Source organism: Leifsonia soli, from assembly GCF_013408745.1.
Classification (GTDB): domain Bacteria; phylum Actinomycetota; class Actinomycetes; order Actinomycetales; family Microbacteriaceae; genus Leifsonia; species Leifsonia soli.
Genome location: NZ_JACCBJ010000001.1, coordinates 3782182 through 3808866, shown reverse-complemented (window position 1 = coordinate 3808866; position 26685 = coordinate 3782182). Strand labels below are relative to the sequence as shown.

Annotated in this window: 26 protein-coding genes; 14 read left to right on the top strand and 12 right to left on the bottom strand. The window is 71.5% G+C overall.

All coding sequences use genetic code 11. The annotated features are described in order from the left end of the window. Nucleotides 1–58 precede the first annotated feature (58 nt). Both BJ963_RS18520 and BJ963_RS18515 read left to right on the top strand, forming a co-directional pair. A complete protein-coding gene (locus tag BJ963_RS18520) occupies nucleotides 59–1594 on the top strand; it encodes an ABC transporter permease (RefSeq protein ID WP_089913918.1) in 1536 nt (511 codons plus the stop codon). A gap of 27 nt (nucleotides 1595–1621) precedes the next feature. After that, nucleotides 1622–2293: an ABC transporter ATP-binding protein gene (locus BJ963_RS18515; RefSeq protein ID WP_089913921.1), complete on the top strand. Its 672-nt coding sequence runs from the start codon at nucleotides 1622–1624 to the stop codon at nucleotides 2291–2293. Nucleotides 2294–2299: 6 nt separating this feature from the next. Here BJ963_RS18515 and BJ963_RS18510 read toward each other — a convergent pair whose 3' ends face one another. The 3 genes from BJ963_RS18510 to BJ963_RS18500 form a co-directional block, all read right to left on the bottom strand. Then, a complete protein-coding gene (locus tag BJ963_RS18510; RefSeq protein ID WP_179457901.1) occupies nucleotides 2300–3184 on the bottom strand; it encodes an alpha/beta fold hydrolase in 885 nt (294 codons plus the stop codon). Between the two features lie 79 nt (nucleotides 3185–3263). After that, complete coding sequence (locus tag BJ963_RS18505) at nucleotides 3264–3926, bottom strand: TetR/AcrR family transcriptional regulator C-terminal ligand-binding domain-containing protein (protein WP_179457900.1); 663 nt, start codon at nucleotides 3924–3926, stop codon at nucleotides 3264–3266. 52 nt (nucleotides 3927–3978) lie between these two features. Continuing rightward, entirely contained in the window at nucleotides 3979–4575 is a 597-nt protein-coding gene (locus BJ963_RS18500; protein ID WP_179457899.1) for a pentapeptide repeat-containing protein, read from the bottom strand. 116 nt (nucleotides 4576–4691) lie between these two features. Between BJ963_RS18500 and BJ963_RS18495 the strand changes: the two genes are divergently transcribed. From BJ963_RS18495 to BJ963_RS18480, 4 genes are all read left to right on the top strand, one after another. Then, entirely contained in the window at nucleotides 4692–5588 is an 897-nt protein-coding gene (locus BJ963_RS18495) for a UbiA family prenyltransferase (RefSeq protein ID WP_179457898.1), read from the top strand. Between the two features lie 11 nt (nucleotides 5589–5599). After that, nucleotides 5600–6628: a sensor histidine kinase gene (locus BJ963_RS18490; RefSeq protein ID WP_343037320.1), complete on the top strand. Its 1029-nt coding sequence runs from the start codon at nucleotides 5600–5602 to the stop codon at nucleotides 6626–6628. Beyond that, nucleotides 6625–7233 (top strand): response regulator, encoded by a 609-nt coding sequence (locus BJ963_RS18485; RefSeq protein WP_179457896.1) that lies wholly within the window; start codon nucleotides 6625–6627, stop codon nucleotides 7231–7233. The genes BJ963_RS18490 and BJ963_RS18485 overlap by 4 nt, the downstream gene beginning before the upstream one ends. A gap of 253 nt (nucleotides 7234–7486) precedes the next feature. Beyond that, nucleotides 7487–8113, top strand: a complete 627-nt coding sequence (locus tag BJ963_RS18480; protein WP_179457895.1) for a DedA family protein — start codon at nucleotides 7487–7489, stop codon at nucleotides 8111–8113. An 18-nt stretch (nucleotides 8114–8131) separates the two neighbouring features. Here BJ963_RS18480 and BJ963_RS18475 read toward each other — a convergent pair whose 3' ends face one another. From BJ963_RS18475 to BJ963_RS18465, 3 genes are all read right to left on the bottom strand, one after another. Beyond that, entirely contained in the window at nucleotides 8132–11131 is a 3000-nt protein-coding gene (locus BJ963_RS18475) for a glycoside hydrolase family 38 N-terminal domain-containing protein (protein ID WP_179457894.1), read from the bottom strand. 120 nt (nucleotides 11132–11251) lie between these two features. Beyond that, nucleotides 11252–12499 (bottom strand): ROK family protein, encoded by a 1248-nt coding sequence (locus BJ963_RS18470; RefSeq protein ID WP_179457893.1) that lies wholly within the window; start codon nucleotides 12497–12499, stop codon nucleotides 11252–11254. Between the two features lie 47 nt (nucleotides 12500–12546). Next, nucleotides 12547–13506: a helix-turn-helix transcriptional regulator gene (locus BJ963_RS18465; protein WP_179457892.1), complete on the bottom strand. Its 960-nt coding sequence runs from the start codon at nucleotides 13504–13506 to the stop codon at nucleotides 12547–12549. Between the two features lie 99 nt (nucleotides 13507–13605). Between BJ963_RS18465 and BJ963_RS18460 the strand changes: the two genes are divergently transcribed. Further along, complete coding sequence (locus tag BJ963_RS18460; protein WP_179457891.1) at nucleotides 13606–14061, top strand: VOC family protein; 456 nt, start codon at nucleotides 13606–13608, stop codon at nucleotides 14059–14061. Nucleotides 14062–14115: 54 nt separating this feature from the next. Here the strand turns inward: BJ963_RS18460 and BJ963_RS18455 are convergent, their stop codons facing one another. Continuing rightward, on the bottom strand, nucleotides 14116–14550 hold the full coding sequence (locus BJ963_RS18455) for a MarR family winged helix-turn-helix transcriptional regulator (RefSeq protein WP_179457890.1): 435 nt from the start codon (nucleotides 14548–14550) through the stop codon (nucleotides 14116–14118). A gap of 66 nt (nucleotides 14551–14616) precedes the next feature. Here BJ963_RS18455 and BJ963_RS18450 point away from each other — a divergent pair, with 66 nt between their 5' ends. Beyond that, nucleotides 14617–15555 (top strand): quinone oxidoreductase family protein, encoded by a 939-nt coding sequence (locus tag BJ963_RS18450; protein ID WP_246298107.1) that lies wholly within the window; start codon nucleotides 14617–14619, stop codon nucleotides 15553–15555. A 9-nt stretch (nucleotides 15556–15564) separates the two neighbouring features. Here BJ963_RS18450 and BJ963_RS18445 read toward each other — a convergent pair whose 3' ends face one another. The 4 genes from BJ963_RS18445 to BJ963_RS18430 are packed head-to-tail and all read right to left on the bottom strand — an operon-like array spanning nucleotide 15565 to nucleotide 19612. Then, on the bottom strand, nucleotides 15565–16620 hold the full coding sequence (locus BJ963_RS18445; protein ID WP_179457889.1) for a sugar phosphate isomerase/epimerase family protein: 1056 nt from the start codon (nucleotides 16618–16620) through the stop codon (nucleotides 15565–15567). Next, nucleotides 16613–17782, bottom strand: a complete 1170-nt coding sequence (locus BJ963_RS18440; protein ID WP_179457888.1) for a Gfo/Idh/MocA family protein — start codon at nucleotides 17780–17782, stop codon at nucleotides 16613–16615. The genes BJ963_RS18445 and BJ963_RS18440 overlap by 8 nt, the downstream gene beginning before the upstream one ends. Before the next feature lie 13 nt (nucleotides 17783–17795). Next, entirely contained in the window at nucleotides 17796–18893 is a 1098-nt protein-coding gene (locus BJ963_RS18435; protein WP_089913966.1) for a Gfo/Idh/MocA family protein, read from the bottom strand. Then, a complete protein-coding gene (locus BJ963_RS18430; protein WP_343037335.1) occupies nucleotides 18890–19612 on the bottom strand; it encodes a sugar phosphate isomerase/epimerase family protein in 723 nt (240 codons plus the stop codon). The genes BJ963_RS18435 and BJ963_RS18430 overlap by 4 nt, the downstream gene beginning before the upstream one ends. Before the next feature lie 168 nt (nucleotides 19613–19780). Here BJ963_RS18430 and BJ963_RS18425 point away from each other — a divergent pair, with 168 nt between their 5' ends. The 5 genes from BJ963_RS18425 to BJ963_RS18405 all read left to right on the top strand — a co-directional run bounded on the left by BJ963_RS18425 (nucleotide 19781) and on the right by BJ963_RS18405 (nucleotide 24829). Continuing rightward, nucleotides 19781–20971: an ROK family transcriptional regulator gene (locus BJ963_RS18425; protein ID WP_179457886.1), complete on the top strand. Its 1191-nt coding sequence runs from the start codon at nucleotides 19781–19783 to the stop codon at nucleotides 20969–20971. Nucleotides 20972–21038: 67 nt separating this feature from the next. After that, entirely contained in the window at nucleotides 21039–22187 is a 1149-nt protein-coding gene (locus BJ963_RS18420; RefSeq protein WP_089913976.1) for a Gfo/Idh/MocA family protein, read from the top strand. Continuing rightward, nucleotides 22184–22918 carry a ThuA domain-containing protein gene (locus BJ963_RS18415; protein ID WP_179457885.1) on the top strand — a complete coding sequence of 245 codons (735 nt, stop codon included), beginning with the start codon at nucleotides 22184–22186 and terminating at the stop codon, nucleotides 22916–22918. Before BJ963_RS18420 ends, BJ963_RS18415 begins: the two co-directional genes overlap by 4 nt. A 40-nt stretch (nucleotides 22919–22958) precedes the next feature. Continuing rightward, nucleotides 22959–24002: a Gfo/Idh/MocA family protein gene (locus BJ963_RS18410; protein ID WP_179457884.1), complete on the top strand. Its 1044-nt coding sequence runs from the start codon at nucleotides 22959–22961 to the stop codon at nucleotides 24000–24002. After that, nucleotides 23999–24829: a YqaJ viral recombinase family protein gene (locus BJ963_RS18405; RefSeq protein ID WP_179457883.1), complete on the top strand. Its 831-nt coding sequence runs from the start codon at nucleotides 23999–24001 to the stop codon at nucleotides 24827–24829. Before BJ963_RS18410 ends, BJ963_RS18405 begins: the two co-directional genes overlap by 4 nt. Here BJ963_RS18405 and BJ963_RS18400 read toward each other — a convergent pair. Continuing rightward, nucleotides 24712–25479 carry a DUF998 domain-containing protein gene (locus BJ963_RS18400; RefSeq protein WP_179457882.1) on the bottom strand — a complete coding sequence of 256 codons (768 nt, stop codon included), beginning with the start codon at nucleotides 25477–25479 and terminating at the stop codon, nucleotides 24712–24714. The genes BJ963_RS18405 and BJ963_RS18400 overlap by 118 nt on opposite strands. 221 nt (nucleotides 25480–25700) lie before the next feature. Between BJ963_RS18400 and BJ963_RS18395 the strand changes: the two genes are divergently transcribed. After that, on the top strand, nucleotides 25701–26669 hold the full coding sequence (locus BJ963_RS18395) for an NADP-dependent oxidoreductase (RefSeq protein ID WP_179457881.1): 969 nt from the start codon (nucleotides 25701–25703) through the stop codon (nucleotides 26667–26669). Nucleotides 26670–26685: the final 16 nt, after the last annotated feature.

Sequence of the window (26685 nt, the reverse complement as noted above, 5' to 3'; positions counted from 1 at the left end):
AAACGGCGCTTCCTAGCCTCGCGTCAGACCTTCATCCGACAGAACAGTTTGGGAGCCCATGTTCGGTACCTACCTCCGGCGCGAACTGCTCAACCGCCGCAAGCAGACGATCATCATCGCCATCGGCATGGCCCTCGCGATCGCGCTGGTCATCATCGTCGACGCGGTCTCCGCGGGGGTGCGCCAGGCGCAGGAGAGCGTGCTCCAGTCCGTCTACGGCGTCGGCACCGACATCACCGTCAGCCAGCCCGCGACGGCGCAGAACGCGTCGGGGCTGCAGGGAGCGGGAGGCGGACCGCGCTTCGACTTCGGCGCAGACGCCGGGACCGAGACCGGCGCCGGCCGACAGGTGAACACCTCCCGCCTCGAACCGACGCGCGGGGCGACCGTCATGGACGCCTCCACCCTCACCACCGTGAAGAAGGTGGACAACGTCCAGGCGGCCGCGGCCGTGCTCTCGCTGACGAACACCAGTTTCAGCGGGACGCTGCCGAACTTCCAGCAGCTGCGCCAGGAGCGCGAGAGCGGTCAGGGCGGGCAGCCGACCGCACCGCCGACGGGCGGTTCGGATGGCGCGGGCGGCAGCTCCTTCACCGTCGACTCGTTCTCCGTGCTCGGCCTCGACCCCACCGGCACGTCGGTCGGGCCGCTCGCCTCGGTCACCCTGACCGGCGGCCGCAGCTTCACGTCCGCCGACGCGGGCAAGGATGTGGTGGTGCTCGACGCGAGCTACGCCAAGACCGCGAGCAAGGCCGTCGGCGACACCGTCACCATCGGCGGGACCGACTTCTCGGTGATCGGGATCGTCGCGGCGACGGGTTCCGATGCGACGACGGCGGCGAACGCGTACATCCCGCTCGACGTCGCCCAGACGCTCTCCGGCCAGACCGGCAAGATCTCCTCCGTCTACGTCAAGGCGGCCTCGTCCGGCGACATCGACCAGATCAAGACCGACCTGACGAAGTCGGTCTCGGGAGCGACCGTCAGCACGCAGGCGGACCTCGCCTCCACGGTGTCCGGCTCCCTCGGAAGCGCCGGCCAGCTCATCGCGAACCTGGGCACCTGGCTTTCCGTGATCGTCCTCGCGGCCGCGTTCCTCATCGCGATCCTCTTCACCATCTCCGGCGTCACCCGGCGCACCCGCGAGTTCGGCACCCTGAAGGCGATCGGCTGGTCCAACCGGCGCATCGTCGGGCAGGTCGCCGGAGAGTCGGTCGTCCAGGGAGTGATCGGCGGTGTGATCGGCGTCGCGGTCGGCCTCCTCGGTGTGCTGGTCGTCAACCTGATCTCGCCGACGCTGACCGGCAGCATCGGGCGCGGCACCACCGGAGCGGCCGGCGTGCGCCCCGCTGCGGAGGGAGCCGCGGCCGGCGGGACCGGCGAGGGCGCCGCGCGCGGCTTCGGCGGCGCGTTCGGTGCGGCCAGGGAGGCGGCGACCAGCTCCGCGAACATCGCACTGCACGCCCCGGTCACGCTCTGGATCATCGTCGGCGCAGTCGGCCTCGCCGTCCTCGGCGGTCTGCTCGCCGGCGCCATCGGCGGGTGGCGCGCCTCGCGTCTCCGCCCCGCCGCAGCCCTGCGCTCGGTCGCCTGAACGTCATCCCGCCTCGAAGGAGCTCGCATGTACACCCTCACCGACGTCACCAAGACCTACAGCCAGTCCAAGCGTCAGGTCGTCGCCCTCTCGGACGTGACCCTGGAGATCCCCGACGGCCAGCTGGTCGCCATCCAGGGCCCGACCGGAGGAGGCAAGTCGACCCTGCTGCAGATGCTCGGCGCGCTCGACCGGCCCACCTCCGGGTCGGTGCAGCTGGGAGCCGACAGCCTCTCGAAGCAGCACGACGGACGGCTCGCGAAGATCCGCGCGAAGGAGATCGGCTTCGTCTTCCAGGGCTTCAACCTGATCCCGACCCTCACCGCCCAGGAGAACGTGGAGACGGCCCTCGCCCCGCTCCGGGTGGGCGCGGCCGAGCGCAAGCGCCGTGCCGCAGAGGCCCTCGCCTCGGTCGGACTGGCCGACCGTGGCAACCACCTGCCGTCGGAGCTCTCCGGCGGCCAGCAGCAGCGCGTCGCGATCGCGCGAGCGCTGGTCAAGGATCCCGAGGTGCTGCTGGCCGACGAGCCGACGGGCAACCTGGACGAGGAGACGCGCGACGAGATCATGGACCTGCTCGAAGGTCTCTGGCGCGACCGCGGCCTCACCGTCGTGATCGTGACGCACGACACCGCGGTCGCCAAGCGGGCCCAGCGCCGCCTGCACATCAAGCACGGACAGGTGCGCGAGGTCGCCTGATCCGGTCTACGAGCCGGCGCGCGCGGCGAGCGACCGGATGAACCGGGCCACGTCGTCCGGCTTCTCCTCGGCCATGAAGTGGCCGGCGCCGATCGGCTCGTAGGTCAGGTCGTCGGACCAGGCGCCCCAGATCGCCCGCGGATCGAACCCGAGCTGCGAACCCCAGTCCTGCGAGAGGACGCCGACCGGCATGGCCAGCCGGCTTCCCGCGGCGCGATCCGCGCGGTCCATCTCCAGATCGATGCCGGCGCTGGCGCGGTAGTCGGCGACGATCGACGGCACCGCGGCCACCGAGCTGTCGATGTAGTGCCTCCGCACCTCCGCCGGGAAGGTGGAGCCGTCGGTGTCCCACGCGTCGAGGAACGAGGCGAAGAAGTCGTCGGCGACGGCGGCGATCATGCGCTCGGGCAGCCCCACGGGCTGAGCCATCAGGTAGAGATGCCAGGCGATCTTCGCATCCACCCCGTGCAGTACGTCCCAGGTGTCGAGGGTGGGGAGAACGTCGAGGATGCCGAGGTAGCGCACGCGGTCGGGGTGGTCGAGGGCGGCCCGGACGCCGACGAGCGCGCCGCGATCGTGACCGATCAGGCCGAACCGCTCGTGGCCGAGGGCGGCGGCGACCGCGACGACGTCGTCGCCCATGGTCCGCTTCGAATAGGTGTCGTCGCCCGCCTCCGCCGGCTTGCCGCTCTCGCCGTACCCGCGGAGGTCCGGGACGATCACGGTGTGATCGCCGGAGAGCCGGCCGGCGACCTCGCGCCACATGTAGTGGGTCTGCGGGAAGCCGTGCAGCAGAACGACGGCGGGACCGCTCCCTCCGACGGCGACGTGGATCGGGACGCCCCCGCTGCCGGGGATGGTGTCGTATCGGAAGCCGTCGATCGTGGCCATGGCGGGTGGTCTCCTTGTGCGTGTGGGTGTGCGTATGCGTGTGTGCGTGTGGGTGAGGGTGGATGGTCCGGTGCCGGGATCAGGCGTCGGTGGTCTCCGGTCGCCCGGAGAAGATGCCGGCGGGAAGCGCGGCGCGCCCCGGCGTCGCGCGGAGCGCCGGGAGCAGGATGGTGTCGACCAGCGCCTCCAGGTACGCGTCGGTGGTGGCGAGGCCGTTGAGGCGGCGGAGCAGGAGCACCGAGCCCGTGACTTCCTCGAACGGGAACGGGTCGACGCCTTCGGGGAGCTCACCGCGCCGTACCGCCGCCGCGACGACCTCGGCGGGGAGGCGCGCACCGGTGGGCCCGACCGTCCGCTCGATCGTCTCGCCGAGCTCCGGGTCCTCGAACCCGGCCTGCAGGAGAGCGAGCGCGGTCTGGCCGTCGGCCGATCGGAGGGTCGTCAACAGGCGGCGGCAGAGCGCGAGCAGGTCGCCGCGAAGCGAACCGGTGTCGATCGCGTCGGCGTCCTCCCGCCGGGCCGGCCCGGCTTTGAGGGCTGCGACGACCATCTCGCGCTTGGTCGCCCAGCGGCGGTACAGGGTCGGCTTGGAGGCGCCGGCTCGGCGGGCGACCTCCTCGAACGAGACGCCGTCGTAACCGCGTTCGGCGAGCAGGGCGTTGACGACGGCGAGGATGCGCGACTCGCGGTCGTCATCGCGTGGCCGGCCCACGCGGCGAGAGGGAGTATCTGAATACGACACGTTCCGTATCGTAACGCGATACGCCGCGATCGCCAAACCGGCTCCGGATGCGTCAGCGCGCCGGGACGACGACCATCCCGAACGCCTCGGCCAGCACGACCGCCTGCCGCTCGTCGATGACGGTGCCGCGGAGCACGACCTCGTCCGGGTCGACACCGGTCAGGTCGCTCCCGACGACGCTGGCCGCGGTGAGGTCGGCTCCGGTCAGCGTCACGGCACTGAGGTCGCACCCGTCGAACCGGGCCTCCTGACACCGCGCCCCCGAAAGGTCCGCCTCCCGGAGGCGGACGCCCTCGAACGACACGCCCCGCAGTTCGGCGCGGCGCAGGCCGACGAACGACCAGTTGCCGCCCTCGACCTTCAGCAGCGAGAACTCGCAGCCCTGGAAGGTGCTGCCGGTGAGCTTGCACCGCCGGAAGGACGCGTCGAAGAAGTTGCAGGACTCGAACCGGCAGTTCACGAACGCCGAGTCGTTGTGCTCGCTCACGTTGAAGCGGACCTTTCGGAACACGCACTCCGTGAAGGTCGCGCCGGTGGTGCGCAGCTCGGTGAAGTCGACGTCGTCGAACACGACCCCGCTGTATTCGACACCATCGAGTTCGCGCCCGTACCAGTCCTCGCCTGCGATCGTCTCCCCGGTGCCTGTCATGCGGCGAGCCTATCCGGCGCGGCTCGGGCGGGAGCGGGCGCACGTCGCCCGGAATGTGACTTTCGTTGTACTCCCCGAGCCGCCCGAAATGGTGAGGAGCGCTCGACAATGAGCGGATGAGCAGCGTCGTCCACCCGGATCGCGGCACGATCGCGACCTGCGCGTCCCGGGTGGGGCTGGCGTTCCTGGAGGGGCGGCCAGTGGTGCTCGGCGTCTTCGCCCTCCGCTTCGTGGTGGGGACGCTGCTGGTCGTCGGCGCGGACTGGTCGTCGCCGGGGCTCTGGCTCGCGACCATCTCCTGGCTCCTCACGGTGTGGGCCGTCTACCTGATCAACGGGATCAGCGACATCGAGGGCGACCGGCTCAACGGGTCGTCCCGGCCGCTGGCCTCCGGCCGGCTGGAGGTTCCCGCGGCGTGGGCCATCGCGGCGATCCTCCTCACGCTGTCTCTGCTGCTCGCCTCCCTGTTCCCCCGCCCGTTCCTGCTCGCCGTGCTGGCGTTCGTCGGCCTGGGGCTCGTCTACTCGGTCGGACCGTGGGCGGCGAAGAAGGCGGCGGTGGCCGCTCTGGCGGTCGCAGCGGTCGGCGTGTTCCTCACGTACCTGGCCGCGGCGCTCGTCGTCGGCGGAACGGTGTCCGCATCCGCCGTGGTCTTCGCTGCGGTCGCATCCTCCTGGATCGCGGTGGTCGGGCACACCAAGGACTTCGGCGATGTCGCCGGCGACGCGGCCGACGGGCGCCGCACGCTTCCGGTGATGCTCGGAGCGGAGCGGGCGCGGGTCGTCGTCGCCGCGGGGACCGGTGTCGTATCGGCCGCGGCGCTGGCGCTCGGCGCGCTCGTCCACCAGCTCCGAACGCTGCTGGTCCTCGGTGCGGCCGGCCCGATCGTGATCGTCGTCACGCTCCTGGCCGGTGGCGGAGACCGCCGCGGCGAGAAGCGGCCGTACCGATCCTTCATGGCGGGTCAGTACGCTCTGAACGTCGCAGCGCTTCTGGGAGCGCTCGAGAGCTGAGGGGCGGAGTGGTGATCGGTAACGACGGGGTCGCGCTGCGCGACCGCATCCTGGCGGCACTGTTCGAGCGGCTCCGGGCCTCGGAGAGCACCCTGGTCGCTGATGCGGAGGTCAGCGAGCAGCTCGCTGCGCAGGTCGACTGGATCCTCGACCGCACCTTCGACCGGCTGGGGCGCCCCGGCGGCGTGGAGCGGCCGACCGCACCGGCCGCGCATGGATCCGGGGTCGGCGAGAAGCGGGCGCGCCAGAACATCCACCCGGTCGACAGTCTCAGCGCGGCCACCGTGCTCTTCGATGTCGCGTTCTCGATCATCAGCGCCGACCAGGACACCGACGTCAGCCCCGCCGATCTCGCCCGGGCCCTGAACGCCTCCATCATGAGCGCCGTCGTCCCCGCCTCCGTCGGCTATGTCAACGTCCTGCTCGAGCGTCTGGCGGTCGCCCACAGCGAGGAGCGCCTCGGCATCTCGCGCGAGCTGCACGACCGCGTCGCGCACAGCATCGCGGCCGGTCTCCAGCGATTCCAGCTCGGGGGGATCGACGCCGCGTCGGATCCGCGGCTCCGGGAGGGGGTGCAGCTGTTCAGCGCCGCACTGGACGAGACCCGCGCGATCGCACTCGACCTGCGCCATGCGGTCGGCGACAAGCGCCTCGACGAGGCGCTGCATGACTACGTCGGCGATCTCGACGACTCCGGTCCTCCCGTGGAGACCACGGTCGAGGGCGCGCCGTACCGGCTGTCGACCGGGGTGCAGGAGGAGGCGTTCATCATCGTCCGCGAGGCCGTGCACAACGCCAGGAGGCACTCCGGTGCTGAGCGCATCCGCGTCCACTCGCACTGGGACCGGCGCAGTCTGACCATTTCCGTCAGCGACAACGGCCATGGATTCGCCCATGAGACGGTCCGGTCGGGCGCGCTGGGGCTGATCGCGGCGCAGGAGCGCGCCGAGCTGATCGGCGCCGAGCTCGAGATCGTCCCGGGCCTCGGCACAGGCACGACGCTCACCTTGACCATTCCGAGAGACCGGGAATCCGAATGAGCAACGAACCGCGAACCGTCGTCCTCATCGACGACCACGGCATGTTCCGGCAGGGCATCCGAGCCCTCATCGAGGGCCGGTTCCTCATCGTCGGGGAGGGCGGCTCCAGCGAGGAGGCACTGACTCTCGTCGCCGAGCACTCCCCCGACGTCCTGCTCCTCGACGTCGAGATCCCCGGTACGCCGGCCGAGCAGACGATCGCGCGCATCCGGAGGCATCACCCGCAGACGGCGGTCGTCATCCTCACGATGCACAGCGACGCCGTGCTCGAACGGCAGCTGCTCCGTGCGGGGGCCGCGGCCTTCATCACGAAGACGGTGGGGAGCGAGCAGCTGATCGCCGTGATCGCGCGGGCCACCCCGCCGACCGGTGAGCCTGCTGAGGCGAGCGTCGATGCCGAGGCCGCCGACGCCATCCTCACCGTCCGCGAGCAGGAGGTGCTGCGCATGATCGCGCAGGCCTACTCGAACCGCGACATCGCGATGTCGCTCTCGATCGCCGAGGGCACGGTCAAACGCCACACCACGAACATGTACGAGAAGCTCGGAGCCACCTCCCGCATCGACGCGGTCAGGAAGGCCGCCCGGCTGGGCCTGCTCGACTGAGAGCAGGCCCGACCGAAGGATTTGGGGCGGTGGCAGGACCCCCACTGCCCGCCACCACCAGCGCCGTCCCCCGAGGGCGCACAATGAAAGTATTTGCTCGCACGACCAAAACCAATACACCTTTGGTCACATCCCGCCCCGACCCCCACCCCCACCGTCGAGTCCGCAAACTTTGCACGCCAACGCGGCGCGGCGCGTGCAAAGATCGCGGACTCGACGGTGGGCGGAGGGGACACTCGGATACGCTCGGAGCATGGCCCACGACCTCGCAGACTTCCTCGGGGATGTCGGGCCGCTCGTCTTCTATCTGGCGGTCTGGGGGCTGGTCTTCGCCGGGACCGCGCTCTTCGTCGGCGTCTTCATCCCGTTCATCACGGGCGACTCGCTGCTGTTCGGCGCCGGCATCCTGACGGGCACGAACCCGGAGCTGTCGATCTGGGTGCTGGCGATCGGGGTGGGAGTCGCAGCGGTGCTCGGCGACCAGGTCGGATTCTGGCTCGGACGCCGGCTGGGCCGGCCGTACCTGACCCGGCGCGGAGGCCGCTGGGTGCAGGCCGGCGTGAAGCGGGCGGAGCGGTTCTACGAGCTGTTCGGCTGGTGGTCCGTCGTCATCAGCCGCTACATCCCCTGGGGCCGCGTCTTCATCCCGCCGATCGCCGGGATCAGCGCGATGAGCTACTGGCGGTTCCTCAGCGCCAACATCGTCGGGGCGCTCAGTTGGGGCGTCCTCATCACCGTGATCGGCTACTTCGCCGCGGTCGACCCCGGCGTGCGCCCGGTCGCCTACATCGTGGCGGGAGTGGTCATCCTCGCCTCCCTCGTCGCGGGCATCCGCGCGTGGGTCCTCGACCGCCGGGCACGGCGCACCCTTCCGGAATGACCGGCGCCCGGCCGCGCGTCACCCGCGGACGAACCGCAGCGTGACGAGCTCGAACGGACGCAGCTGCAGATCGAGCGCGCCGTCGCCGGTCTCCCGCTCCAGCAGATCGGTGCGCAGGATGCGCTCGTACGGGAACGCGGCCGCCAGGGTCGTCGCGGCCCGGGCGCCGAGCGACTCATACAGCCGGACGACCACGTCGCCCGAGCCGTCCTGGGCCAGCTTCACGGTCTCCACGACGACGCCCGGATCGCTCGACGCGATCAGCGGGTCGACCGGCGCCGCGGCCGGGCGCACGGGGAGGTTGAGCCGGTAGCCGGCTTCGATCGCCGCATCCACCCCGCCGATCACGAGGGACGTGCGCAGCGTGTGCTCGCCCTGGTCCGCCTCGGGATCGGGGAAGAGCGGGGCGCGCAGCAGCGTCTGCCGCACCAGCGAGTAGGTGCCGCCTCCGTCGCGCGGGTGGCGGGTGACATCGTGACCGTAGGTCGAGTCGTTGGCGACGCCGAGGCCGAACCCTGGCTCGCCGACGTGGACCCAGCGGTGTGCGCTCGTCTCGAACCGGGCGACATCCCAGCTCGTGTTGGTGTGCGTCGGGCGCTCGATGTGGCCGAACTGGATCTCCGACCGCGCGGACGCGGTGTGCACGTCGACCGGGAAGGCGAGCTTCAGCATCCGCTGGCGCTCGTGCCAGTCGACGTGCGTCTCGATGTCGAGCGCCGGGGAGCCCGCGGCCAGGGTGAGCGTCTGCGTGACGGCGGACGCCCCGAAGCGGCGGACGGTCCGCACGGCGACCGCCTCGGGCGACTCGGACACCACCTCGACGGACTCCGCGCCGGGCAGTTCCTCTCCGGACAGCCGGTATTCGATGTCGACGTCCCAGGCGTCCCACTGCGCGGGGGTGTCGCGGAACAGCTGGAGGACGTTGGCGCGCGTTCCCGGAGGCACCGCCTCGCGCCCGGTCTCCGCATCCACCAGCGACGCGATCAGGCCGTCGGAATCCACGACGACGCTCACGCGACCGTTCGAGAGCCGGATGCCGTCGCCGTCCCGCTCGATCCGCGCTTCGCCGTCACGCCGGGGCCGTCCGATGCCGCCGGCGGGCACCCCCTCGATCGCGAACGGCGAGGCGTTCGCGACGAGACCGGAGGTGGCCTCGCCGGCCGCCGCACCGCTCAGCGCGCCGAGCGAGCGGGCGATGATCGCCTCCAGCGCCTCCGCCACCCTCGCGTAGTTCTCCACCGCCTGGTCGTGCACCCAGCCGATCGACGACCCGGGCAGGATGTCGTGGAACTGCTGCAGCAGCACCGTCCGCCAGGCGTCGCGCAGCTCCTGCTCCGGGTAGGCCGCCCCGGCACGGACGGCGGCCGTCGTCGCCCAGAGCTCCGCTTCGTGCAGCAGCGCCTCGCTGCGGCGGTTGCCGCGCTTGGTCCGTGCCTGTGAGGTGTAGGTGCCGCGGTGGAACTCCAGATAGAGCTCTCCCACCCACACCGGGGCCGGGTCGAACTCCGCACGCGCCGCCTCGAAGAACGCGGCTGGCGACGCGATGCGCACCGACGGCGACCCTTCGAGGTCCGCGGTCCGCGCAGCGGCGGCGAGCATCTCGCGCGTCGGCCCTCCGCCGCCGTCGCCGAAGCCGAACGGCACCAGGGACGTGTTGGCGCGGCCCTTGTCGGCGAAGTTCCGCTCGGCACGGGCCAGCTCCTCGCCGGACAGGATGGCGTTGTAGGTGTCGACGGGCGGGAAGTGCGTGAAGATGCGCGACCCGTCGATGCCCTCCCACGCGAACGTGTGGTGCGGGAACAGGTTCACCTCGTTCCACGAGATCTTCTGGGTGAGGAAGTGGTCCATCCCGGCTTCGCGCGCGATCTGCGGCAGCGCACCCGAGTAGCCGAACGAGTCGGGCAGCCACACCTCGCGCGGCTCGTACCCGAACTCCTCGAGGAAGAACCGCTTGCCCTCGACGAACTGCCGGGCCATCGCCTCCGAGCCGGGCATGTTCGTGTCGGACTCCACCCACATCCCGCCCACCGGGACGAACCGGCCTTCGGCGACCCGGGCACGGATGCGCTCGAACAGTTCCGGGTAGAACTGCTTCATCCAGGCGAACTGCTGGGCGGACGAGCAGGCGAACACGAACTGCGGGTCCTGGTCCATCAGATCGAGCACGTTCGAGAAGGTCCGTGCACACTTGCGGATCGTCTCGCGAACGGGCCACAGCCAGGCCGAGTCGATGTGCGCGTGCCCGACCGCGAACACGCGGTGCGCCGTCGCGGACGCGGGCGAGGCGAGGACTGCGGCGAGCGCCTCCCGCCCCCGTGGCGCGGTCCCCGCGACGTCGAACGGATCGACGGCGGTGACGGCCGCCTCGAGCGCGGCGAACAGCGCCGCGCGGCGGGGCGACGTCTCGGGGAGGACGACCGCCAGACCCTTCGCGGTGAAGATGTCCTGCACCAGCTCCCAGACCTCGCGGTCGCGGTGGACGACATCCACCCGCCGGAGCGTGTAGATCGGCGTCTGCGGTGCGGTCGAGACGCGGCCCATCACGGTCGGCGCGAACGTCCAGTTCGAGCCGACGTCGGGATTGGCGGCCGCCTCCAGGTACAGCTCGAACGACTCTCCCGGCCGGGCCTGCAGGCGGACGTAGGCGTTGTACGGCTCGAGCGCCTTGAGGATCCTGCCCTCGGGCGTCCACACCAGCCCCTCCGCCTGGAACCCCACCTGGCTGCGGGTGAATCCGAGATCGACGAGGAGTTCGACCTCGTCCGCCGATGCGTCCCAGTCGGCCGGGACGGCGCCGGTCACCCGGAACCACACGGTCCCCCACGGACGGCCCCACACCTGCCCGGCCGAGAAGGGCCGGAAGTCGCCGGCGATGGCCTCCGCGAAGGGCACCGGCTCGCCCGGCACTTCCCACGCCTCGATCGAGGCGGGGACGGCCGCGCGCTCGAGGGCGGGCGTGAGGCGCTCCCGGACGAACCGGTCGATGCGCATCTCGGCGAGCTGGTTCTGCTGGTACACCGGTTCTCCTTGCGTGAGAGGCCGCCGACCCGATGACCGGCTGACTAATTTATAAAACAATTTGATTTATGGGCGCAAGAGAGGCGCGGAGATCTCCGCCGACCGGAGGCATCCGCTGCGCTACCGCAGGATGGAGCGCGGTGAGAATGTGCCGTCGAGGACGAGGGCGGCCGCCCCGACCGCCGCGACATCGTCGCCGATCGCGCTGCCGGCGATCGCGACGCCGTGGGTCAGGACCCCGGTGTCGAGCTCGGCCAGCTGCCCCGGCAGCTGATCGAGGTAGCGCGGCGCGACGCGTGCCCACGACGGGCCGCCGAAGACCACGCGGTCGAGGTCGAGCAGGGCCGACAGATTGGATGCGAAGAAGGCCGAATGGCGGATGCTCCTGTCGACGATCTCCTGCGCTCCCGTATGCCCGGCCTCCGCAGCGGCCGCGAGCTCGGAGAACAGCCGGTCGACGGTCTCCACATCGAGGCGGAGATCCTCTCCCTGCACGACGGCCGTGCCCGGGGGTGGCGTGAGGACGCCCGACCACAGTCCCTGCATGACCAGGCGGTACGGGCGGACGGACTCGCCGTAGCATCCCCGCCGCCCGCACGAACAGCGCACGCCCTCCGGATCCACGAGCGTGTGCCCGACGTCCCCGGCGTTATCGCTGGACCCGGTGTAGACCTCTCCGCCCAGCACCAGACCGACGCCGACGCCGGTGCCGTAGTAGACGAACGCGTAGTCCTGCGAGGCCCCCGCCGGATCCCGCCACCGCTCGGCGACGGCCGCGCAGGTGACGTCCTTCGCGACCAGGCAGAGCAGTCCCGTGGCCTGCGCCAGCTCATCCCGCAGGGGAAGGTCGTTCCAGCCAGGAGCCAGCGGAGGGCGGATCACCACTCCCCGCTCGGCGTCGATGGGCCCGGGTGCGGCGACCCCGACGCCGATCACTCGCTCCGGGTCGACGCCCGGCGTCTGCAGCACCTCGCGGATCGCATCCACGGCTGCCGCGAGCGTCGCGGCGGCGTCGCCGTCCGGCGGGGAGGGACGGTGCGCCTGGGCGACCACCGCTCCCGCGAGGTCGAGGAGCACGCAGGCGATCACCGTCGGGTCGAGGTGGACTCCGATCGCGTGGGCCCCGCCCGGCTCCAGGCGCAGGATGGTGCGCGGCTTGCCCGGACTCCCCTCGCTGCGCGTCCCTGCCTCGCGGATGAACCCCCGATCGAGGAGGCGGCGGGTCACGTTCGTCACGGTCTGCGCGGAGAGGCCGGTGCGGGCGGCGAGCTCGACGCGACTGAAGCCGTCCGGGGATCGCCGGACGGCATCCAGCACCACCGTCTCGTTGAACGCCGCGATGGCGGGGAGGTTGGCTCCTCTGGCCACAGCTGCTCCGTTCGCCCATCGGTCTTTTCGGTGAGTACTGAGGATACCTACTGCGTCTGCCGTCCACGCGCGCGCCCGAGGCGGTCGGAGAGCACCGCGGCAGCGTCGGCGAGCGCCGGAGGCCCGACGATCTCGAACGACGCGTCGAACCGCGCGAGAGAGGCCAGCAGGCCGATCCACGACCAGGAGCCGAGCACCAGACGCGTCGTGCCGTCGCCGCGGTCGTGGATCTCGCCGTCCGCCACCCAGGGGATGACGTCACGCGCAGGGAGGTCGATGACGACTTCTCCGACGTATGGCCAGCCGCCTCCATCGCTGCCGTCGCCGCCGGTGAAGCGCGCCGCAACATACGACACCGCGTCACCGGTGGGGATGTCGCGCGGCCGGAACATCGGGCCGGCCGGGGTGCGCGGCGCCAGCCGGTCGAGCCGGAACAGCCTCCAGTCGTCCCGGTCGAGGTCCCAGGCCACCAGGTACCAGCGGGCGTCGCGCGCAACGAGGCCGTGCGGCTCGGTGCGACGGGGCGCCCCCTCCGAGCCGGCGTAGTCGAACCGGAGCACCTTCCTCCCGTGGACGGCGTCGCTGACCACGCCCAGCACCGCAGGATCGACCGCCGGCCCCGCGACGGGCCGCTCGAAGCGGATGCCGTCGACGCGGTGCCGGAGGTGGGACGGCATCACCTGGCGGACGGTCGCGAGCGCCCGGGCGGCCGCCTCCTCGATCCCCGCCCCGGACGCCCCGGCGTTCTGCAGAGCGATGGACAGGGCGACCGCCTGGTCCTCGTCGAACAGCAGCGGAGGGAGCTCCGACCCCGCCGCCAGCCGGTACCCGCCGTCCGGGCCTTTGAGCGCGTCGATCCGGTAGCCCAGCTCACGGAGGCGGTCCACGTCCCGCCGCACGGTCCGGGTGCTGACGTCGAGGCGGTCGGCGAGCGCCTGTCCACCCCAGTCCCGCCGCGCCTGGAGCAGCGAGAGCATCGTGAGCATGCGCGACGACGGTGCGTTCATGATTCGATTCTCGTCGCAGTAGCGGACCATAACTGTCCGCTACCCCTGCGAGCCTGGCAGCGCCGGGAGAAGCCCGGCGCAACGACGAGAGGCACAGTCATGAGCATCACCACCACCACGCACCTCAATTTCCGCGACGGCGAGGCCCGAGCCGCCCTCGACTTCTACGCCGCTGCGTTCGGCGGCGCGGTCACCGCCGCGACGTATGCCGATTTCGGCATGCCCGCCGAGCTGCCCGGCGCGCAGTGGATCGTGTTCGGCCAGGTCGTCTCCCCGGACGGGTTCCGCGTGATGGCCTACGACGTGCCGGGCGCCGGTGACCAGGTCGCGGCCCGGCCGGTACCGGAGACGCGACGCGAGAACGGGATGACCATCACCGATCAGCCCTCCTTCGTCTCCGTGCGCGCCGACTCCCTCGAGGAGCTGACCGGGTACTGGGAGCGGCTCTCCGACGGCGCCGCGGTCGTGGAACCGCTGGCCGCCTCCGCCTGGTCGGCCGGGTTCGGGATGCTGACGGACCGCTTCGGCGTCACCTGGGTGCTCGACGTGGCGTGAGACGGGCGGCCGTCGCCGGCCCGCGCGACCCACAGGCCCGTTTTCGCCGCGGTGTCAGCGACGGCCGCCCAGCACCGCATCCAGGAGCTCGGCCAGCCGCACGCGCTCCCCCTCGTCCAGGTCCGCGAGGAGGGGTGCGATGCCGTCACGGATCGCCGCGGCTCCCGCGCCGGCCAGCTCCTGACCGGCCGGGGTGAGTCCGACGCGGGCGGAGCGGCGGTCGGCCGTGTCCCGGACGCGGGTCACGAGACCCCGCTGGTTCGCGCGGTCGATCAGGCCGGACACCGACGAGCGGTCCACGCCGAGGTGTGCGGCGAGCTCGGACATGGTGGGCTCCCGGTCGCGCAGGATCGCGAGCACCCGCAGCTGAGTGAGCGAGAGGTCGTTCTCCGCCGCGACACGACTGACCACTCCGATGACCTCGAACGCCGTCTGCACGAGCGCGTCGAGAAGGTGTTCGGGGATGTGGTCACGCGGGGATGCCGACATGGGGCTAGCGTAGCGCATTAGTTGGGATTACCATTCATTTGATTGGTAATCCCAACTATTGGAGTCATGATGAAAGCAGCCCTCGTCACCGAGTTCGGCGCCTCCCCTCGCTATCAGGACGTCGAGGAGCCGACGGCGGCCCGACCCGGCCAGGCCGTGGTCGACGTCCTCGCGGCGGCCCTCTCGCCCCGCGTTCGATCCCAGGCAGCAGGCAGCCACTACACCAGCACCGGCGAACTGCCGCTGATCCCCGGGATCGACGGGGTCGGCCGAACGCCCGACGGTGCGCTGCGGTACTTCCTCCTCCCGGACACCGCGAAGGGGGCGATGGCGGAGCGGACGGTCGTGGACCTGCAGCGCAGCGTCGTCGTGCCGCCCGACAGCGATCCCGTGCAGTTGGCGGCCGTGATGAATCCCGCCATGTCGTCGTGGATCGCGCTGCGCCGGCGTGCCCGGCTGCACGCGGGTCAGAGCGTGCTGGTCCTGGGTGCGACCGGGAACGCCGGCGGGCTTGCTGTGCAGGTCGCGCGGCGGTTGGGCGGAGCGCATGTGGTCGCGGCCGGACGGGATTCGGGCCGGCTGGCCGACTCGGGCGCGGATGTCGTCGTCGAACTGGATGATGCCGAGGCTCTGGGTCGCGCGGCGAGCGAGGTCGATGTGGTGCTGGACTACCTGTGGGGTCGGCCGACCGCCGACGCCCTGCGCGCTGTCGTCCCCCGCCGCGCACGCGACGACCAGCCGCTCACCTGGGTGCAGATCGGCTCTGTCGCCGGGCCGGAGTCGCCGATCCCGTCGGCGGCGCTCCGTGCCGTCGATCTCCGGATCGTCGGCAGCGGCCAGGGGTCGGTGAGGACGGACACGATCGTCGCGGAGCTCTCGGACCTGGCCGTCGAGGTCGCGTCCGGAGCGTTAGTCACCGCAGCGCGTGCGGTCCCGCTCTCCCGGGTGGAGCAGGCGTGGGACGAGGCGGCCACGACCCGCGACCGCCTCGTCCTCGTTCCGTGAACGCCGTACTCAGTCCTGGTTGCTGAACGCCGCGTCGAAGGAGGCGGTCGGCTGCTTCCAGAGCAGGGAGCGGATGTAGCCGACGGCCTCCTTGGCGCCGTGCAGCCGGTCCATCCCCGCGTCCTCCCACTCGATCGAGATCGGGCCGGTGTAACCGATGGACTCGAGTGCCCGGAAGGCGTCCTCCCACGGCACGTCGCCGTGGCCGGTGGAGACGAAGTCCCAGCCGCGCCGCGGGTCGCCCCACGACAGGTGCGAGCCGAGCACACCGGCGCGGCCGTTCTTCGGCCGCAGGCGGGTGTCCTTGCAGTCCACGTGGTAGATGCGGTCCTGGAAGTCGATGATGAACCCGACGGGGTCGATGTCCTGCCACATCATGTGCGACGGGTCCCAGTTGAAGCCGAAGGCCTCGCGGTGGTCGATCGCCTCGAGGGATCGGACGCTCGTCCAGTAGTCGTACGCGATCTCGGACGGGTGCACCTCGTGCGCGAACCGAACGCCCTCGCCGTCGAACACGTCGAGGATGGGGTTCCAGCGGTCGGCGAAGTCCTGGTAGCCGCGGTCGAACACCTCGGCCGGCACGGGCGGGAACTGCGCGACGTAGGGCCAGATGCTCGAACCGGTGAACCCGACGACCGTGTCGACGCCGAGCTTGCGGGCGACCTTCGCCGTGAGCTTGAGCTCCTCCGCGGCGCGCTGGCGCACGCCCTCCGGGTCGCCGTCGCCCCACACCTTCGAGCCGACGATCGCCTGGTGGCGGAAGTCGATCGGATCGTCGCAGACCGCCTGGCCCTTCAGGTGGTTGGAGATGGCCCAGACCTTGAGGCCGTAGCGGTCGAGGATGTCGAGGCGGCCCTGCAGGTACGCGTCGTCTTCGGCGGCGCGCCACACATCGAGGTGTTCGCCCGAGCACGCGATCTCGAGGCCGTCATAGCCCCACTCGCTCGCGTACCTGGCCACCTCCTCGAGAGTGAGGTCGGCCCACTGGCCGGTGAAGAGGGTGACCGGGTGCGTCCGGCCCGACTCGGTGGTCTCCGAGCCGCCTGCACTGGTGGCGTCAGTCATTGTTCGTTCCCATCTCGATCCAGGTGCCCGACTCGGCCGAGTCGATCACCGCGTCGGTGACCCGTACGGCGCGGAGGCCGTCGGTGAAGCGCGGAAGCCCGTCGGGGTTCTCCCCCGCGACCGCCGCGTAGCTGTCGGCGACGAACGCGTTGAACGCGTCCTGATAGCCCTGCGGATGCCCGGAGGGCACGACGCAGAGGCGTGCGGCGTCCTCGCTGAGCTGGTCGGCGTCGCGCGGGATGATCAGGCTTCCCTTCCGCCGCCCCACCCACAGCGTCTCGGGCTGCTCCTGGTCGAAGGCGACGCTTTCGACGCTTCCGGCGATCTCGAGCCAGAGACGGTTCTTGCGACCGGGAGCGACCTGCGACACCAGCAGCGTGCCGAGCGCCCCGGAACGCGTCTCGACCACCACCGCGACGGCGTCCTCCGTCGTGATCGCCGCGTGCGACGCCCGCTCGGAGAAGACGGTGCGCTTGGTGGCGGACACCCGGCTCACACGGTCGCCGCTGACGAACTCGACCAGGTCGACGAGGTGCGACCCGATGTCGGCGAAGGCCCGGGACCGCCCGCCCTGCGCCGCATCCACACGCCAGTTGTCGTCGCCGGACCCCAGGAGCCAGTCCTGCAGGTAGGAGGCGTTGATGCTCATCACGCGCCCGGCCTCGCCGGAGGCGAACCGCGCGCGGGCCTCCCGCACGAGCGGGTGGAATCGATAGACGAACGGGACCGTCGCCGTGCGGCCCTCCGCTGCGGCCACCAGGCGCTCCGCGTCGGCGACCGAGGTGGCGAGCGGCTTCTCGCAGACGACGTCCTTGCCCGCGGCCAGCACCGCCGCGGCCTGCTCCGCGTGGAGCGCATTGGGCGTGGTCACGTGCACGACGTCGATCGTGTCGTCGGCGAGCAGCTCATCGAGCGATCCGTAGGAACGGCCGATGCCCAGCCGCTCGGCGGCGGCCGCCGAGCGCTCCGGGGTCGACGAGACGATGCCCGCGATGTCCGCGCGCGCGGCACGGGCCGCACGCGAGTGCACCTCCGCCATGAAACCGCCGCCGACGATGGCGACCCGGAGCCGCGCTCCTGCCGTACCGCCGTCACGCCGGGTGAGCCCGCCCGTGGTCGCTGCTCCGCCGCCCGATGCGCCGGCCAGGTCTCCGTCCGTCATCGCTCGGCCCCCATCACGCCAGGGTCGCCGCTCGCGGGTCCCAGTCCTCCGGGAGAGCCGGCGCCACGTTCACCGTGCTCTCGACCTCGACCGGGGTGCGGGACTCCCCCGCCTCGATGGTCGAGACCATGATGTCGAGCACGTGATACGCCTGCTCACCGGATGCGCGCTCCGGAACACCCGCGCGGATGGCCCGCGCGAGCTCCACCACGCCGATGCCGCGGGAGTCGGTCGTCCCGGTCGAGGGGAACGTCTCGATGCCGTCGCTTCCGTGGACGAGCAGCTCGCCCTCGAAGGTGTTGGGATCGGGCACCACGAGGGTGCCGTCGACGCCGGCCACCTCGAACTGCGTGCGGCCCAGCTTGGAGTCGAAGCTGAACACAGCCTGCGCCGTCTGCCCGCTCTCGAACTCGTAGAGGGCGCTGACGTGCGTCGGCACGGTGACGGCGAACTCCTCGCCCGCGCGCGGGCCCGAGCCGATGACCCGGGTCTCGCGGGCGCGGGAGGCGCTGGCGCTCACCCGGGCGACCGGCCCGAACATCTGCACGAGGGCCGTGAGGTAATAGGGGCCGATGTCGAACAGCGGGCCGGCACCCTCCTGGAACAGGAAGTCGGGGTTGGGGTGCCACGACTCCGGGCCGGGGCTCTGCATGAGCGTCAGCGCGGTCAGCGGCGCGCCGATGTCGCCGTTCTCGATCAGGCGGCGAGCCGACTGGATGCCGGAGCCGAGGAACGTGTCCGGCGCGGTGGCCACGCGGAGTCCGGCGGCGTGCGCCGCGTCGAGCAGCTCGCGGCCGCTGGCGCGGTCGAGGGCGAAGGGCTTCTCGCTCCACACGTTCTTGCCCGCGGCGAGCGCCTGCAGCGCCACCTCGACATGCACCTTGGGGATCGTCAGGTTCACGACGATCTCGATGGCCTCGTCGGCGAGCAGCTCCTCGACCGTGCCGGAACCGGGAACACCGAACTTGTCGGCCTGCGCCCTGGCGCGGTCGAGGTCGATGTCGGCGACGAAGCGCACATCCAGGTCGGGGAAGGAGGTGAGGTTCTCCAGGTACTGGTTGCTGATCACACCGGCGCCGATGACGCCGACGCCCACGCGCCCGCCGCTCATGCGAGACCCTTGGCGGTCAGGAAGGCGAAGCTGTCCGCGACGGCCTGGAAGCGGTCTCCGCGGGAGTCGTCGAGCTCGATGACGCGGAGCGCGTCGGGCGCGGCGGCGATGATCTGCTCGATCGGGAGCGAGCCCTGGCCGACGGCGACCTGGTCCTTCGTCTCGGTGGTGCCCGGGCCGTCCTTGATGTGGAGGGCGACGACACGGTCGCCGAGGGTGGGGAGGAGCGCGACGGGGTCGACGCCGCCGACGGCCACCCAGTAGGTGTCGACCTCGAGCACGACCTCCGGGGCGAGCTTGCCGGCGAAGAACTCCAGCGCGGTCACACCCTCGATCCTGTTCTCGAGCTCGTGCGCGTGGTTGTGGTACCCGACGCGCACGCCGTGGCGTGCGGCGACCTCGGCGGCGGCGTTGAGCTGCTCGGCGATCTGCGCAACGTCGGCGGCGGTCTGCCAGCGCTCCGGTGCGACGAACGGATCGATCACCGTCTCGACGCCCAGCTCCTTCGCGGCGCCGAACACCTCGTCGAGGTCGCCGCCGATGAAGCCCTGGTGGGTGGTCGGAGCGGACAGGCCGGCCTCGGCCAGCCCCTCGCGGAGCGCGTCACCGAAGGTGAGGAACGCGAAGGGCTCGACCTGCGTGAACCCGATGTCGGCGATCCGCTTGAGGGTACCGACCGTGTCCTCGGTCAGGAGCTCCCGGACCGTGTACAGCTGCACGGAGACTTTTGACGTCGACACTGTTCTCCTCGTCGAGTTCATGGAAGTGGAAGGGCGCCGGATGGCGTGGCTCCATTCAAGCCGCACTTCTGCCGGATGTCAATCAAAAGTCGACCGATCGCAAACGACCTTTGAGCAGCCCACCGGCACTGTGGTTCAATACCCTCTATGACCGACAGCGCGCGAGACTCGGTGCTCGTCGCCGCAGACGCCGCGGAGCTGCTGGCGATCCTGCGCGATGGCATCCCCCGGACGCGCGCGCAGCTCGCCGAGCTGACCGGGATGGCGCGGTCGACCATCGCCTCCCGGATCGACACCCTCACCGCGGCGGGCCTCGTCGCCCCGGCGGGCGACGACGTCTCGTCCGGCGGCCGGCCGCCGTCGCGCATCCGGTTCAACCCGGAGTCGCGCGTGGTCGTCGCGATCGATCTCGGCGCGACGCACGGGGTCGTCGCCCTCGCCGATCTCGCCGGCAACATCACGGCGAGCGAGTCACGCCGGCTCGACATCGCCGACGGCCCGCAACCGGTGCTCGACTGGGCGATGGAGACGGCGTCCGAGCTCTATGTGGCCAGCGGGCGTCAGCCGGAGGAGCTGATCGGCGTCGGCGTCGGCGTGCCCGGCCCGGTCGAGCACTCGACGGGCCTGCCGGTGAACCCGCCCATCATGCCCGGCTGGGACCGCTTCGACATCCCCGCGTACATCCGTCGCGTCTTCGACGTGCCCGTGCTCGTCGACAACGACGTCAACCTCCTCGCCCTGGGCGAGCAGGCCCTGATGTGGCCGGACGAGACCGACCTCCTGTTCATCAAGGTCGCCACCGGCGTCGGTGCCGGGATCATCAGCGGCGGGCGCCTGCAGCGTGGGGCGCTCGGATCGGCCGGCGACCTCGGGCACGTCCGGGTGCCGTTCGGCAGCGACACCCCCAGCCACGGAGAGCAGGATGCGGACCTCGAGTCGCTGGTGAGCGGTCCTGCGATCGCACGGGCGCTCTCCGAGGCCGGTCTGCCCGCGGAGACCAGCGACGACGTCGTCGCCCTGGCGCGCACCGGCAACCCGGCCGTCCAGAACGCGATCCGCCAGGCCGGACGCGACCTGGGCGCGGTCGTCGCCACGTGCGTCAACCTGCTCAACCCGTCGATGATCGTCGTCGGCGGCAGTCTCTCCCGCGTCGGCGAGCAGCTCCTCGCCGGGATGCGCGAGGTCGTCTACCAGCGGTCCACCCCGCTGGCGACGCAGCATCTGACCATCACCCAGTCGCGCTCCGGCGAGACCGGCGGCGCGATCGGAGCGGCCATCATGGTCATCCAGCGCGCGCTCGATCCCGACGCGGGCACACCGCGCTCCCTCTTCCGCTGACGCCACCGGCGGACCTCCACCGCACATCAACAACATCGAATCGATTCGAACCCCTGAAAGGAGTGCCGTGAGCACCCAGAGCGAACCCCTCGACCGCCCCCTCCGCGCCGGAGTGGTCGGCCTCGGCTGGGCCGGACAGCAGCACATGGCGGCCTACTCGGCCCTTCCCGGCGTGGAGCTGGTCGCCATCGCCGGAATGGAGGACGGCCCGCGCGCCGAACTCGGCGAGCAGTACGGCATCACGCGCCTGCACCGCGATTGGCAGGACCTGGTGGCCGAGGGCGACCTCGACGTCGTCAGCGTCGCCGTCCCCACCTTCCTGCACGCGCCGATCGCCGTCGGGGCGCTCGACGCGGGCATCCACGTGCTCAGCGAGAAGCCGATCGCCCGCACCGCGGCCGAGGCGCAGACCATGGTGGATGCGGCCCATCGTGCCGGCCGTGTGCTGGAGGTGGCGTTCAACCACCGCCGCCGCGGAGACATCGAGGCCCTCAAGGCCGCGATCGACGACGGCAAGATCGGCCGGCCGTATCACGCGCGCGCGACCTGGCTGCGACGAGCCGGCATCCCGGCGCTCGGAAGCTGGTTCACCAACCGCGAGATGGCCGGCGGCGGCCCCCTGATCGACATCGGCGTGCACGTGCTCGACTACGCCCTCCACCTGTTCGGCGAGCCGCGCGTCGTCGCCGTCTCGGCCGTCACCCACTCCGAACTCGGCGTCCGCGGCCGGGGCGGCGCCGCCGCCTCCAAACAGCACGTCGGCTCGGAGTACGAGGTCGAGGACCTGGCCAGCCTGCTCCTCCGGCTCGAGGGCGGCGGCTCGATCGTCATCGAGACCAGCTGGGCGGCGTACCGTCCGGCCGGCGATGAGTTCGGCATCACGCTGTACGGCACGGAAGGCGGCGCGGACCTGCGCGTCGTCGACTACGCCCCGTCCGGCGAGCTGACCATCTTCACCGGCGACGGCGAGCAGAGCGAGGACATCAGCGTCACCGCCGATCCCGGCCGCGGTCACCTGGCGGTGGTCGAGACCTTCCTCGAGCACGTCGCCGACCCGGCGAACTGGTCGAACTGGGACGGCTCGCTCGCCCTCGACCGCGCGCGCGTCATCGACGCCGCCTACGAGTCGGCCCGCATCGGCGCGGAGGTACGGCTCGCTCCGGCGACCGGCGCCGCGACCGCCTCGGCCGACACCGCCCTGACGAAAGGAGCATGACCATGACACTGCGCGTCACCGTCTGGAACGAGGGCGTCCATGAGGCGACCCAGCCCGAGATCGCCGCGATCTACCCGCACGGCATCCACGGGGCCATCGCGGAGGGGTTGTCGGAGCTGCTCGGCGACGAGGTCGCCGTCCGCACTGCCACCCTCGACGATCCCGAGCACGGGCTCGGCGAGCAGGCGCTCGCGGAGACCGACGTGCTGCTGTGGTGGGGCCACATCGCGCACGACCGCGTCTCGGACGAGGTCGTGGAGCGCGTCCGGCAGCACGTCCTCGGCGGGATGGGGCTCATCGTCCTCCACTCCGGCCACTTCTCGAAGATCTTCATCCGGATGCTCGGGACGACCTGCTCCCTGCGCTGGCGCAACCCCGAGGGCGGCGAGCGCGAGCTCGTCTGGAACGTCAACCCGACGCATCCCATCGCCGCCGGCGTCGAGCAGCCGATCGTGATCGACGCGCAGGAGATGTACGGGGAGTTCTTCGACATCCCCACGCCCGACGATCTGGTGTTCATCAGCTCCTTCACCGGCGGGGAGGTGTTCCGCTCCGGCGTGACCTTCACGCGCGGTCGCGGCAAGATCTTCTACTTCAGCCCCGGCGACCAGGAGTACCCGGTGTACTTCCATCCGCAGGTGCGCCGCGTGCTCGCCAACGGCGTGCGGTGGGCGGCGCCGGTGACGGGGGTACGCCGGGCGCCCGAGGTGTCGAACCCGCAGCCGGTCTAGGCCGAGCACCCCCGAACCGACCGAGACGAGGAGCCCGACCATGACCGACGCCCTGTCAACGCTTCCGCTGCCGCGGCACCCCGATCCCGCCGACGCCCCTCCGCTGCGGTGGGGCGTGCTCGGCCCCGGCGCGATCGCCGCCGACTTCACCGACTCGCTGCACCGGCACACCCGCCAGCGGGTGGTGGCCGCGGGGTCGCGCTCGGCGGAGCGGGCGCAGGCGTTCGCCGACGCACACGGTGTCGACCGGTCGTACAGCTCGTACGAGGAGCTCGTGGCCGATCCCGACGTCGAGGTCGTCTACATCGCCACACCGCACAGCGAGCACCTCGAGCACGCTCTGCTCGCGATCGCGGCGGGCAAGCACGTCCTGATCGAGAAGCCGATGGCCGTCACCGCCGGCCAGGCCGGACGGATCGTCGCGGCGGCACGCGAGGCGGGTGTGTTCGCGATGGAGGCGATGTGGACGCGCTACCTGCCGCAGACCGACATCGTGCGTCAGCTGCTGGAGGACGGCGCCCTCGGCGACGTCCGGGTCGTCACAGCGGACTTCGGCGGCCGGGCCGCATTCGATCCGTCGAGCCGGCTGTGGAATCCCGCTCTGGCGGGCGGGGCGCTGCTCGACCTCGGCGTGTACACGGTGTCGTGGGCCTCGTTCGCACTCGGCGCCCCCGCGGGGATCATCGCGTCCGGCACCCTCGCCGAGACCGGGGTGGACGAGCAGGCCGCTCTGGTGCTGTCGTCCGCCGGCGGCGGCCAGGCGCTGCTGAGCACCACCCTGCTGGCGGAAACGCCGTCGCTCGCGACCATCAGCGGCAGCGCGGGCCGTGTCGAGACGGACAGCCCGTTCTGGGGCCCCAGCGGCCTGCGGGTGTTCCGCGGCGACGGCACCCTGGCCGCCCACTGGCGCGACCCGTACGGCCGCCCCCACCGCGACGGCATGTCGTACGAGGCCGCTGCGCTCGCCCGGTTCGTCGCCGAGGGACGGACGGAGTCCCCGCTCCATCCGCTCGCCGAGGCGGTCGACACGCTGGCGACGATCGACGAAGCGCGGAGGCAACTCGGGGCGACGCGCGTGGAGTGACAGCGAGCGTCGGCCCGACGCGGCACAATGGACAGGTGCTCGACTCCGCTCCGTACCGCACCGCCGACCTGTACCGGCCGGGCGTCCTCGCGGATCTGAGCCCGGCGCGACCCGCTCCCGTCCCGGTGGTCCCGGCCGTGCCCGGCCAGACGGGGCACCTGGCCCGGGTGGTGGCCAGCTCCAGCGACCGGGTCGGCTGGCTGCGGGCGCGCAGCCGCGGCATCACCGCCACCGACGTCGCCAAGCTGTCGAGCCCGCGCTCGATCCGCGCCGCCGCCCACGACAAGCTCCACGGCACGGGCTTCAGCGGGAACGTCTTCACGCAGCACGGCCGTTCCCGGGAACCCGAGATCGCCGCGTGGGTCGCTGCGACGCACGGCATCGAGCCCTCCGACCTCCTGTTCCACGCCGAGCGCGACCGTCGCCATCTCGCCACGCCGGACGGCCTGATCGCCCGGACCGGCGGCCGGATCGAGCTGGCCGAGATCAAGACGACGAACAAGCCGTTCCGCAGCATCCCCCGGCCCTACCTCCGTCAGATCTGGTGGCAGCAGTACGTGCTCGGGGCCGAGCGCACGCTCTTCGTGTGGGAGCAGCACGACGGCTTCGTCCCGCTCCGCGACGAGCCGGAGTGCCGCTGGGTCGACCGCGACGATGCCGAGATCGCGAAGCTGGTCGCCCTCGCAGCCGACCTCATCGAGGTCCTGCGTCAGGCGACCTCTGCTCCGGCGCCGACGCCGGTGCCCGTCGCGGCCGACGGCGCCAGGTCCGCCGCGTCCGCTGCGTCCTCCACCCCGACGGGGATGCGGGTCAGCGCCACCGCGTAGACCGCGATCCACGCGACGGCGACCGTCGTGCCGATCAGTTCGAGCCACGCGCCGACATCGGCGCCGACCCGGACGATGGCGAGCAGTCCGCCCACGATCGTGATGGCCGCGACCGCGCCGCAGCTGAGCCGCGACAGACGCGACAGACGCGGGAGCTTCCGGCTGAATCCCACCTGCAGCATGGCGAAGCAGGCCGCGGCGAAACCGAGCACCGCGGACACCGTGTGCACCAGATCCTGCACGGTCGACTTCGGGTCGACGATCGGCACGGGGCAGTAGGCCGTGCAGGTGACCTGCGACGCGAGCACGAAGCACACCGCGGCGAACCCCAGCGTCATCGCCGGCGCCCACCGGTCGAGCACCCGCGCCGACGACCGCACGTGGCCGCTGGCGACGGCGATCGCGAACCCGCCACCGGCGATCAGCAGCAGAGCGACGGCGAAGGCGCCGGACGTCGCCGCGCCCTTCGCGCCCAGTTCGCTCACGTAGACCGGGTACGGCACGGTCAGCCGTGCCGCCCAGATGACCGTCAGCCCACCCAGGACGCAGAGGGTTCCGATGCCGAGCAGGATGGGGACGGCGCGCTGCCAGCCGCGTGCGAGGACCGGAACGGCGAACGGCTCCCGGGCGATCCGCAGCAGTCGTCGCACCTGTCGCTCCTCGGGTCTGGTCGTCGTCGTTCCGCTCCCGCAGGCCAGATCGCAGCCCGGGTCGCAGCATCCTAACCGGCGCGGCGCTGAGAACGGCCTGGGGGTATCCGAAACAGAGTGTTCACATCTGGTGACCCGACCGTAACACCGTCGAAGCACGCGCAGGATTGACTGAGGGGACGCCGCGCCGACGCAGCGGCAGACCGACGAGGGGATGACGAATGCCGAAGACCATGCGGGCCGCACTTCTGGACGCCGCGGGAGACCCGGAGGCCCTCCGGATCGGTGAGACCGACTACCCGGACCGCGTGAACGCCGAGTTCCTGGTCAAGGTGGTCGCATCGAGCGTGAATCCGATCGACGCGAAGACGCGAGCCGGGCGCGGGATCTACGGCGCCATCCGCTCGTTCCCCGCCGTCCTCGGGCACGACTTCAGCGGGGTCGTGGTGGAATCGCCGTACAGCGCCCATCCCATCCGTCCGGGCGACGAGGTCTTCGGCATGGTCATGGTGCCACGGCTGGGCGGCAGCTTCGCCGAATACGTCTCCGTGCCCTCGCTGAGCGTCGTGCGCAAGCCGGCCACCCTCAGCCACATCGAGGCGGCAGCCGCTCCCCTGGCCGCGCTGACGGCGTGGGGCATGGTGGTCGAGGTCGCGAAGGCCCACGAGGGCCAGCGGATGCTCGTCCACGCGGGCAGCGGTGGAGTCGGCCACTTCGCCGTGCAGTTCGCCTCGTACTTCGGAGCGCACGTCATCGCGACCGCGTCCGGGTCGAAGGCGTCGTGGCTGCGTTCGCTCGGAGCTGCCGAGGTGATCGACTACACGACGACGCGGTTCGAGGATGTCGTGCACGACGCCGATGTGGTGATCGACCTGATCGGCAACGTGCACGACCAGACAGGGACGCGCTCCCTCTCAGTGCTGCGTCCCGGCGGCCTCATCGTCAACGTCCCGACGGGGAGCTGGCCGACGTTCGCAGAAGAGGTCGCCGCCGCCGGCGTGCGCGGCACGGACTACAAGGTCGCGCCGGACGGCAGCACCCTGGCGGTCATCGCCCGCCTGCTGGAGTCGGGGAATGTGCGCGTGCACGTCGACCAGATCTTCTCGCTCGAGCAGATCGCCGAGGCGCACCACGCCATCGAGAGCGGCCACACCCGCGGCAAGATCGTGCTGAAGATCGCCGAGGGCTGACCGGCGACCGTTCGGC